This is a genomic window from Albidovulum sp., assembly GCF_049646345.1.
GTDB lineage: Bacteria > Pseudomonadota > Alphaproteobacteria > Rhodobacterales > Rhodobacteraceae > Albidovulum.
This window is the reverse complement of record NZ_JBARVQ010000105.1, coordinates 1-9631: the sequence shown is the minus strand read 5'-3', so window position 1 is coordinate 9631 and position 9631 is coordinate 1. Positions and strand designations below refer to the sequence as shown.

At 61.9% G+C, this 9631-nt stretch carries 8 protein-coding genes; 2 read left to right on the top strand and 6 right to left on the bottom strand.

The window, feature by feature from the left end:
- The 6 genes from WBB85_RS02720 to rfbC form a co-directional block, all read right to left on the bottom strand.
- Positions 1-1752 (bottom strand): efflux RND transporter permease subunit (locus tag WBB85_RS02720; RefSeq protein ID WP_432637088.1); only part of this gene is annotated, 1752 nt, incomplete at its 3' end.
- Between the two features lie 4 nt (positions 1753-1756).
- A complete protein-coding gene (locus tag WBB85_RS02715; RefSeq protein WP_432637087.1) occupies positions 1757-2887 on the bottom strand; it encodes an efflux RND transporter periplasmic adaptor subunit in 1131 nt (376 codons plus the stop codon).
- A gap of 275 nt (positions 2888-3162) precedes the next feature.
- A complete protein-coding gene (gene rfbA, locus WBB85_RS02710) occupies positions 3163-4062 on the bottom strand; it encodes a glucose-1-phosphate thymidylyltransferase RfbA (RefSeq protein WP_432637086.1) in 900 nt (299 codons plus the stop codon).
- Positions 4062-4928 carry a dTDP-4-dehydrorhamnose reductase gene (gene rfbD / locus WBB85_RS02705; protein ID WP_432637085.1) on the bottom strand — a complete coding sequence of 289 codons (867 nt, stop codon included), beginning with the start codon at positions 4926-4928 and terminating at the stop codon, positions 4062-4064. The genes rfbA and rfbD overlap by 1 nt, the downstream gene beginning before the upstream one ends.
- Entirely contained in the window at positions 4925-5962 is a 1038-nt protein-coding gene (gene rfbB, locus WBB85_RS02700; RefSeq protein WP_432637084.1) for a dTDP-glucose 4,6-dehydratase, read from the bottom strand. Before rfbB ends, rfbD begins: the two co-directional genes overlap by 4 nt.
- Positions 5959-6528, bottom strand: a complete 570-nt coding sequence (gene rfbC / locus WBB85_RS02695) for a dTDP-4-dehydrorhamnose 3,5-epimerase (protein WP_432637083.1) — start codon at positions 6526-6528, stop codon at positions 5959-5961. The genes rfbB and rfbC overlap by 4 nt, the downstream gene beginning before the upstream one ends.
- A gap of 585 nt (positions 6529-7113) precedes the next feature.
- On the opposite strand from rfbC, the gene WBB85_RS02690 reads away from it, so the two are divergent.
- Positions 7114-8088: a UDP-glucuronic acid decarboxylase family protein gene (locus WBB85_RS02690; RefSeq protein WP_432637082.1), complete on the top strand. Its 975-nt coding sequence runs from the start codon at positions 7114-7116 to the stop codon at positions 8086-8088.
- The gene (locus tag WBB85_RS02685; RefSeq protein WP_432637081.1) at positions 8088-9617 is read left to right on the top strand and encodes a hypothetical protein; all 1530 of its coding nucleotides are present in this window, start codon (positions 8088-8090) and stop codon (positions 9615-9617) included. The genes WBB85_RS02690 and WBB85_RS02685 overlap by 1 nt, the downstream gene beginning before the upstream one ends.
- The last annotated feature ends 14 nt before the right edge of the window (positions 9618-9631 follow it).

The window sequence follows — 9631 nt, the reverse complement described above, 5'->3', positions numbered from 1 at the left end:
GGTATAGACCGTCTTGATGCCCGGCCAGCCAAGGATGCGTTCCTCTGCCTGACGGGTCAGCGTGTCCTTTTCATCGATCGACAGGTTGCCGCGCGCATGGACATAAAGCAGCCCGTAATCAGGTTCGACATTGGGGAAGAACTCTACCCCCTTGCCATAGTTGCCGTAGGCATAGGGTACCGCGACCAGTGCCACCACGGCTGTCATGGTCACGAGCCAGGGATGCCGGATCGCACGAGAGACGAAGCGCATGTAAAGGCTGTCGCGGCTGCGGTCCTCTTCCTTCACGGGGCGGGCGATGATCGCGCCGATTGTGGGCGCGAAGTAGAGCGCGTAGACCATCGAAGCCGACAAGGTCGCGATCAGTGTGATCGGCATGTACTTCATGAACTCGCCGACGATGCCTGGCCAGAAGAGCAATGGCGAGAAGGCCGCGACCCGCGTCGCTGTCGCCGCGATCACGGGGCCGGTCATCTTGTGCGACGCCATCGCGAAGGCCGCGCGCTTGTCCATGCCTTCCGACATACGCCGTTCGGCATATTCGGTGACGATGATCGCGTCATCGACCAGCATGCCGACAGCCAGAATCAGGCTGAACAGAACCACGATATTGACGGTCAGCCCGGCCAGTTGCAGCCCGAGGATGCCGATCAGGAACGAGGCCGGGATGGCCAGACCGATTAGCAGCGAGGCGCGCCCGGAAAGCGCATAAAGGATGACGATGAAGACGAGGATCACCGCCGTCAGGACCGAATTCTGAAGGTCGGTCAGCATCTGCCGGATCGTTGTCGACTTGTCCTGACTGAACGACACCACGGTGCCTTCGGGCAGTGTCTTCTGGAATTCCTCGGTCACCTTCTTCACCGCATCGACGGTCTCGACCAGGTTGGAGCCGACGCGCTTGGAAACCTCGATGGCGATGGCGGGTTTGCCGTCCAGCCGGGTGATTGTATCGGGGTCCTTGTGGGTGGAACGGATCGCGGCCAGATCGCGGGCGCGGACGGTTGCATTGCCGTTGGTGATGACCGGCAGATTTGCCACATCCTCAACCGTTTCGATCAGTGAGGGCACCTTGATCGCATAACGCCCCTCGGCCCCTTCCAGCGCACCTGCGGCGATCAGCTGGTTGTTGGCAGAAACGCCGGCGATCAGCGTATCGGGGCGGAGCCCGTAGGACGACAGTTTCGCCGGGTCGATGATGACCTCCACCAGATCATCGCGCACGCCTTGCAGGGCGGCATCGAGCACGCCGGGCACTTCCTCGATCCGGTCGCGCAATTCGCGCCCGGCGCGGGCGAGGATGCGTTCGGGAACGTCCCCGGCAAGCGAGACAACGAGAACCGGGAATTCCGAGATATTGACCTCGTGCACCGAGGGTTCATCGGCGCCGTTCGGCAGGTCGCGCTTGGCCTCGGACACTTTCGACCGCACATCGTCAAGCGCCTTGTTCAGATCGGCCCCGGCCTGAAATTCCAGCAGCACATTGCCACCGCCCTGATAGGCGGAGGCGGTCATCTCCTTCACCCCGGAGATGGTTTTCAGCGCGGTTTCCATTGGCCGCAGAAGCAGCCGTTCACTGTCTTCAGGAGAAATCCCCTGATAGCCGAGGCTGACATAGATGATCGGGATCTGGATATCTGGTTCGGCCTCTTTCGGGATCGAGATATAGGCCTGCGCCCCGGCGAGCATCAGGAAGATCAGGACGGAGATTGTCAGCCGCGCATTGCGGATGGCCGTTTCGACAAGTCCCATACGTTCACTCCCCGGTCGGGATGGTGGCGGCGTCCTTGACGCTGACCTTTTCGCCGTCGCGCACAAGGTCCTGACCCAGAACGATGATCCGGGCATCCTCGGGCACGCCGGTCAGGACAAGCCCTTCGGGTGTATCGTCAATCAGTTCGACAGAGGCGAAGCCAGCTACATCGTCCTGCCCGACAATCCTGAGGCCCAGTTCCCCTTCGGAGGACAACGTGATGACCGAGCGGGGGACGATCACGGCGCGCTCGGGCTGGGTGAACAGGCTGACCTCGGCAGTCATTCCGGCCGGGACTGCGCCGTCGGGATTGGGCAGGGTGACCTCAACCGGGTAGGTGCGGGTTTCCTCGGATGCTTCACGCGCAATGTGGCGGACGGTCCCCTGAAGTGTGGTGCCGTTGACCAGCCGGACGCTGGCGCGGTCCTCGACCTCGACATAACCGACATCAAGTTCGCTCACCTCGGCGCGCACGACGATCGGGTCAAGCGAGAGCATAGTGGCGATCGGCGTGCCGGACTGGACCCATTCGCCCAGCTCAACCTCGACCTTGTCGACAACCCCGGCAAAGGGTGCGCGAAGGCTGAGACGGTCAACGGCGGCCTCGGCCTGGCTCAACCCGGCTTCGGCGGCGGCCTTTTCCGCGCGCACCTTGATCAGTTGCAGTTCGGCCGTGTTGCCGGTCTTGAAGAGCTTTTCGGCCACTTCAAGTTCCTGCTCGCGCTGTGCGAGGGTTGCCTGCGCCGTCATGACCGCGGCTGCCACGTCAGCACCTTCCACTGCCATCACGGTCACATCGGCAGCGATGACATCCCCCTGGCTGATGGTCAGGGAAGAAATGATGCCGCTGGACCGTGCCGCCAGAACAGCGCGTTTGTCAGCACCGGTCACGCCCGAGATGCGGATCTCGCGGGCGTGATCAATGAAGGTCGGGACCACGGCGGCCACGGTGCGCAAAGATGAGGTTTCGGCCGTTGCGGTGTCAGCCGATTCTGTCGGGTTGTCCGGCGCGGGTTCTGCTGCGTGGGCCTCTTCGCTCCCGACCGATGCGAATTTGCCAGTGCCCACCCATGCCGCCGCCGCGATCAAAACGATGATGGCTACAATCTTGTGGCTCTTTATGCGCCGCGTCATGGTTTTTTGATCCCAAATTTCCGACCCGAATAGCTCCACCCTGGTGGGAAGAGGGCCCAAAACAGTCTTTCGTCGTCGCGCCTATTATCTGATAACTAAACAGGGAAGTTCAATATGATACAGATGAGTTTTCCGGCGAATGACGGATCGAGGCAGAAAAGACGTGATTTTGAAGGGTTATTGGGGGCTGATCTGACGCGGTTTTGGCAGCCAGATAGCCCGCGAAGGGGCGTTGCACAAAGATACGCCTTTGATCGACGGTCCCTGTTCCGCCGCTACCCTCGGGCGAGCATCGGGTCCGCCGCAATCCGCGCCAGATAGCGGCCGTACTGGGTTTTCAGATAGGGTTTTGCCAATCCCATCAACTGGTCCACGTCAATCCAGCCGTTGAGAAAGGCAATCTCTTCCGGGCAACCCACCTTCAGGTTCTGGCGGTCTTCGATCGTGCGGATGAATTCGGCGGCTTCCAGCAGGCTTTCATGCGTGCCGGTGTCGAGCCAGGCGTAACCGCGGCCCAGCGTCTCGACATTCAGGGCGCCCGTGCTGTGATAGAGATTGAGCAGATCGGTGATCTCCAGCTCGCCCCGCGCTGAGGGGCGGATCGTCTTTGCCCGCGCTGGTGCATCGCCGTCGAGGAAATAGATGCCGGTGACGGCATAGGGGCTTTTCGGCTGTTCGGGCTTTTCGATGATCGACAGGACCTTGCCCGCGCGGTCGAATTCCACAACGCCGTACCGCTCAGGGTCGGAAACGCGGTAGCCAAAGACCGTGCCGCCGGTCTGGCGCGCGTCGGCGGCCTTGAGTTTTGACGACAGCCCTTCGCCAAAGAACACGTTGTCGCCAAGGACCATTGCCGAAGGGGCGCCGTCAAGAAAATCCTCGGCAAGCAAATAAGCCTGCGCCAGCCCGTCGGGCGAGGGCTGGACGATGTATTCGAACCGCATCCCCCAGGCTGAACCGTCGCCCAGCAGGGCCTGAAATTGCGGCAGATCGCGCGGGGTCGAGATGATCGCCACTTCGCGGATATGGGTCAGCATCAGGGCCGAGAGCGGATAATAGATCATCGGCTTGTCATAAAGCGGCAGCATCTGTTTCGACACCGAATGGGTGATCGGATAAAGCCGCGTGCCCGATCCGCCCGCCAGAATAATGCCTTTGCGCCCGGTTTTACTCATCACGCTGTCTCCAGTTCGCGGATCACTTCTGACAGGCTGACGCGCCAGTCAGGCTGTTCTATGCCATAGACCGCCCGGATGCGCGAGCAATCGAGCACCGAGTTCGCCGGTCGTTTCGCGGGCGTGGGATAGTCCGATGTCGGGATGCGTTTTACTGCCGGTTTTTTTGGCAATGACGCGCGATCAAAAACCGCTTCGGCGAAATCGGCCCAAGTGACGCTTGGGGCACTGGCATAGTGGAAGATGCCCGACTGCCCGTTGCCGCTGTGAAAGACCGCAGCGATGGTCCAGAGCGCATCGGCGATGTCGGCTGCCGCTGTCGGGCCGCCGCGCTGGTCGTCGACGACGCTCAGCTCATCCCGTCCGGCCCCGACCCGCAGCATGGTCTTCACGAAGTTCTTGCCATGCGCCGAGAAGACCCAGGCGGTACGCAAGATCACATGCGCGCCACCCGCCGCGGCAATGGCGCGTTCGCCTGCAAGCTTGGTTTCGCCGTAGACACCCAGCGGCGCGACGGCATCGTCCTCGGCCCAGGCCCGTGTGCCCGCGCCGTCGAAGACATAGTCGGTCGAGACATGGAAGAAGGGCAGGCCCCGCGCGGCGGCGGCGCGGGCCATCGCGCCGGGGGTTTCGGCGTTGACCTTCCGTGCCGTGTCCCGGTCGGTTTCGGCCTGATCCACGGCCGTATAGGCAGCGGCATTGATGATCACATCCGCATCCGTCGTCGCGATGAGAGCCGCGCAGGCCGCAGAATCGGTCAGGTCCGCCCGGCCGCGGCCGAACGCCCCGACGCTCACGCCTCGGGGCGCGCGGCGGGCGAGTTCGATCCCCAACTGGCCGGTAGTGCCGAAGACAAGCGCTTTCATCCGGACCCGAGCCTTTTGCCCACACCGTCGCGGTCCTGAAGGGCGCGCCACCAGTCTTCGTGGTCGAGGAACCATTGCACGGTCTTTTCCAGCCCCTCGTCCAGCGTCACCGAAGGCCGCCAGCCAAGTTCGGCACGGATACGCGCCGGGTCGATCGCATAGCGCTGATCATGGCCGGGCCGGTCGGCGACGAAGGTGATCTGTTCTGAATAAGGCGCGTTGCCGGGGCGCTTTTCATCAAGTATGGCGCAAATCTTCTGGACAAGCTCAAGGTTCGTCGCCTCGTTCTCACCACCGATATTGTAGCTGCGCCCGACCGTGCCCCTCTCGACGGCCAGCAGCAGCGCCTCGGCGTGATCCTCGACATAAAGCCAGTCGCGGATGTTGTCGCCCTTGCCGTAGATCGGGATCGGCGCCCCGGCGAGTGCTTTCAGGATCACCACCGGGATCAGCTTTTCGGGGAAGTGGTAAGGGCCGTAATTGTTCGAGCAATTGGTCAGCACGACCGGCAGGCCGTAGGTCTCATGCCATGCCCGCACCAGATGGTCGGACGACGCCTTGGACGCCGAATAGGGTGAGCGGGGATCGTACGCCGTGTCCTCGGTGAACATGCCCTTGGGCCCGAGCGACCCAAAGACCTCATCGGTCGAGATATGGTGGAAGCGGAAAGCCCCGGGCTTTCCTTCGGCACCCCAATAGGTGCGGGCAGCCTCCAGCATCGTATAGGTGCCGGTGATGTTCGTTTCTATGAAGGCGGCCGGGCCGTCGATGGAGCGGTCGACATGGCTTTCGGCGGCAAGATGCATAACCGCATCAGGGCGATGCGCGGCAAAGATCGCGTCAACCGCCGCGCGGTCACAGATATCGGCCTGTTCGAAAGCGTAAAGCGGGCTTTCTGCAACCTCGGCGACATTGGTCAGCGATCCGGCATAGGTCAGCTTGTCGAGATTGACGACGGAATGACCGGCCCGCACCGCATGGCGCACGACCGCCGATCCGATGAAACCGGCCCCCCCCGTGACGAGCAGTTTCATGCGCCGCCCTCCCAGACGAAGGGCGAGGCGAAGTCGCGCAAGGAACCGGCTGCGGCATCCTTGTCGGACAGAATCGCCTGGCTGGGATCGATGCCCCAGTCGATGCCGATATCGGGATCGTCGAATCGGATCGCGCCATCGCATTCCGGCGCGTAATAGTCCGAGCATTTGTACAAAAGCTCACTGTCCGGCTCGCGCGTGACGAAACCATGCAGGAACCCCGCCGGGATCAGCAATTGCCGCCCGTCTTCGGCGGACAGGTCCACGCCCGTCCATTGGCCATAGGTGGGCGAACCGATGCGGATGTCGACGGCGACGTCAAAGACCCGCCCGCGTCCGCAGCGCACAAGTTTCGCCTGGGCATGGGGGGGCGACTGAAAGTGCAGACCGCGCACCGTGCCCACATCGCGCGAACAGGAATGGTTGTCCTGCACGAACTCCACCCCGATCCCGGCAGTGGCCAATGTCTTGCTGTTCCAGACCTCGGAAAACCAGCCGCGCGCATCGCCGAACCGGCGTGGCGTCAGGATGAGAATTCCGGGAAGGGGAGTTTTATCGATCTGCATGAATATTCCGAACCACCTAATAGCGCCGTGACCATAGCGGCGGTCCTGACAGAGAGAAAGGGTTGTGCCAATCCAGCGGGGCCGATTGTTTCGCGGGCGCGGATGATAGGCGCATTCCGTCGCCGTGGTGCCGGGTCAGGAAACCCTCCCTTCGCGATGGGCCGCAAATCGTGCTATTGCCGGAAGTTGTTGTTAGAAGGTGGAATTCAGGAACTATTGTCGTTTTGCAGGAGATGCCTCTTTGGGTTTGGTGGTACCGGTGTTATGGCGATTGCGATTTTGAACGGGATTTTGGGAATGCGTTGTTTGCGAGCATTCGAGCGTTTTGCAGGGTTGGTGTCCGGGTGGATGGCCATGGTTCATATCGTTGCCCTGAACCTGTTCTTCGTGAATGGGTGGCAGCCTGCTGTTGTGGCAGTCAAACCGGCCCGACATTTTCGCTGAGGATCAAAAGGTGGCGTTCGTGCAGATCGGGGATTTCAAAGGGCTTTTGCCCGAGCCGGACGGGTGTGAATTTTCTCGCACCCTGTCGTTGTCTGGCCTAGTGTGGCGCCGGGGCGGTGCTGGTGAACGGAAGGCAAGGGTATGAGTGTCATCTCCAAGCGGGTGCTGGTGACCGGCGGTGCCGGGTTTCTTGGCTCTCACCTCTGTGAACGTCTGCTGGAGGCGGGGCATGACGTTCTCTGCGTGGACAATTACTTCACCGGTCGCCGGTCGAATGTCGCCCATCTGATCGGCAATCCCCGGTTCGAGGTCATGCGCCATGACGTCACCTTCCCGCTTTATGTCGAGGTGGACGAGATCTATAACCTTGCCTGCCCGGCAAGCCCGATCCACTACCAGCACGACCCGGTGCAGACGACGAAAACCAGCGTGCATGGTGCGATCAACATGCTGGGGCTGGCCAAACGCCTGCGCGCCAAGATCCTTCAGGCCTCGACATCCGAGGTTTACGGCGATCCGGTCGTTCATCCCCAGACCGAAGCTTATTGGGGCAATGTGAACCCGATCGGCTTCCGGTCCTGTTATGATGAAGGCAAGCGCTGCGCCGAGACGCTGTTTTTCGATTATCACCGCCAGCACCAGCTTCGCATCAAGGTGGCCCGCATCTTCAACACCTACGGGCCGCGCATGCACCCGAATGACGGGCGCGTCGTGTCGAATTTCATCATGCAGGCTCTCGCCGGCAAGCCGATCACGATCTATGGCGAGGGTCAGCAGACCCGGTCCTTCTGCTTCGTCTCGGACATGATCGACGGACTGGTCGGGCTGATGGCGACCGGCGACGAGATCACCGGACCGATGAACATCGGCAACCCGGTTGAGATGTCGATCCGTGAACTGGCCGAGGCGGTGATCGACCTGACCGGCGCGAAGTCCGAACTGGTCTTTGAGCCGCTGCCGCATGACGATCCTGTGCAGCGCCAGCCCGATATCGGCTTTGCCCGAAAGACACTCGGCTGGGAACCCCAGGTGAAACTGCGTGACGGGCTGACCCGCACCATAGCCTATTTCAAGGCCCTGCGGGAAGAGCTTGAACAGACTGAGGGAGCACACTGATGGCGATGGCGACGGGGAACGGAGCGATTGCAGGCCAGGCCAGTGTCGGCCGGTCAGTTCTCTGGCTTGTGCTTGCGGTTTTTGCCTGCCTCAGCGTGTATCTGATCAACGGAAAGCCGCTTTTTTACTTCGATACAGTGGGATATGTGTCGCAAGGCCATTCGGGTCTGAACCAATTGGGGATCAAGGGGGCCTCGCCATTGGTCAGGCCCAGCACGACAGCCGATGGCAGCGCGGCAGAGCCCGACACAACAGAGATTGAGGCGGACAATACCGTCGATGGATCGCGGTCCACGGTCTATGCGCTGCTGGCCGGTGCGCTGGCGCGGCTTGGCGCGCTGGAAGGCCTGATCGCTCTGAATATCGCGGCTGTGCTGGCCGCCGTCTGGCTGCCGCTCCGGATCGCGGCACGGCGCTGGGGGCTGCACATGCCGGTGGCCAAGGCCGTGGCATTGCCGGTCATTGTCGCCTCGTTCGGGTCGTTGCCGTTCTTTGTGATCTATCTGATGCCGGATACATTCGCGCCTGTCCTGCTGCTGACCATCGCCACGATCACCGTGTTTGGTCGCCAGATGCGGCCGTGGGAGATGGCCTTTGCCGTGGCTCTGGGCGCGCTGGCCATCGTGTCGCACCTGTCGCATCTGGCTATCGCGACGCTGATGATCCCGGCAGCGGCGCTGATCGCCGTCATCCTCTCGCGCCGCCAATGGTGGCTGCCGCCCGCGCTGGTCGCCGTCATCGTCGGCATCGGCTATGCCGAACAAAGCGTCCTGCGCTCGGCCGCGAAATCGGTCGCAGGGTCCGAGGTTGTCATCAAGCCCTATATCACCGCCCGGATCATTCAGGACGGTCCGGGTCTGACCTATCTCGATACCCATTGCCCGGATGACAACATTCCCACCTGCAAACTGCATGAGGCTTTGCAATGGTCGGACGACCCATACCGGATCACCGCAACCCATATCGTCTTTGAGACCAGCCAGCGGCTCGGGTCCTTCCGGCTGATGACGCCCGAGGATCAGCGGGCGGTGGCCGACGATCAGATCGGCTTTTTCTTCGATGTGCTGGCCGATCAGCCGGTTGCGACTGTTACGGCGTTTCTCAAGAACACTTTCATCCAGTCGGGCTGGGTGGCGGTCGACCTGACCATCCCGAACGACAAGATGGTGGCGCAGAATGCCTCCATTCACGGCCTTCTGTTCGGGTCCTTCGATCATGGCCGCATTACCAGGGATGTCAGTTGGCTCGGCCCGGTCACGACCGCGCAGGAGGTGTTCTATCTTCTGTCGCTGGCCGTGATCCTTGGCCTGGTCTTGCTGCCGCGCCGGGTGCCGGGTGAGGTGAAGGCGCTGGCGATCATGGTGCTTCTGGGTGTGCTGGCCAATGCGCTGGTTTGTGGCGGCATTTCGCAGCCCTCGACGCGCTACGGCGCGCGGGTGATCTGGCTCCTGCCGCTGATGGCGACGATCCTGGTGATTTTCGCCCGCCGCACCCGCCAGTTCGAAACACCCGGAGAGGGGCGGATATGACCGAGACCCGCATC

What these genes read in the sequence shown, in the direction of transcription:
- rfbD (WP_432637085.1), bottom strand. Translation starts at nt 4,928, where the DNA reads ATGAAAGCGCTTGTCTTCGGCACTACCGGCCAGTTGGGGATCGAACTC.
- rfbB (WP_432637084.1), bottom strand. Translation starts at nt 5,962, where the DNA reads ATGAAACTGCTCGTCACGGGGGGGGCCGGTTTCATCGGATCGGCGGTC.
- rfbA (WP_432637086.1), bottom strand. Translation starts at nt 4,062, where the DNA reads ATGAGTAAAACCGGGCGCAAAGGCATTATTCTGGCGGGCGGATCGGGC.
- rfbC (WP_432637083.1), bottom strand. Translation starts at nt 6,528, where the DNA reads ATGCAGATCGATAAAACTCCCCTTCCCGGAATTCTCATCCTGACGCCA.
- WBB85_RS02685 (WP_432637081.1), top strand. Translation starts at nt 8,088, where the DNA reads ATGGCGATGGCGACGGGGAACGGAGCGATTGCAGGCCAGGCCAGTGTC.
- WBB85_RS02715 (WP_432637087.1), bottom strand. Translation starts at nt 2,887, where the DNA reads ATGACGCGGCGCATAAAGAGCCACAAGATTGTAGCCATCATCGTTTTG.
- WBB85_RS02690 (WP_432637082.1), top strand. Translation starts at nt 7,114, where the DNA reads ATGAGTGTCATCTCCAAGCGGGTGCTGGTGACCGGCGGTGCCGGGTTT.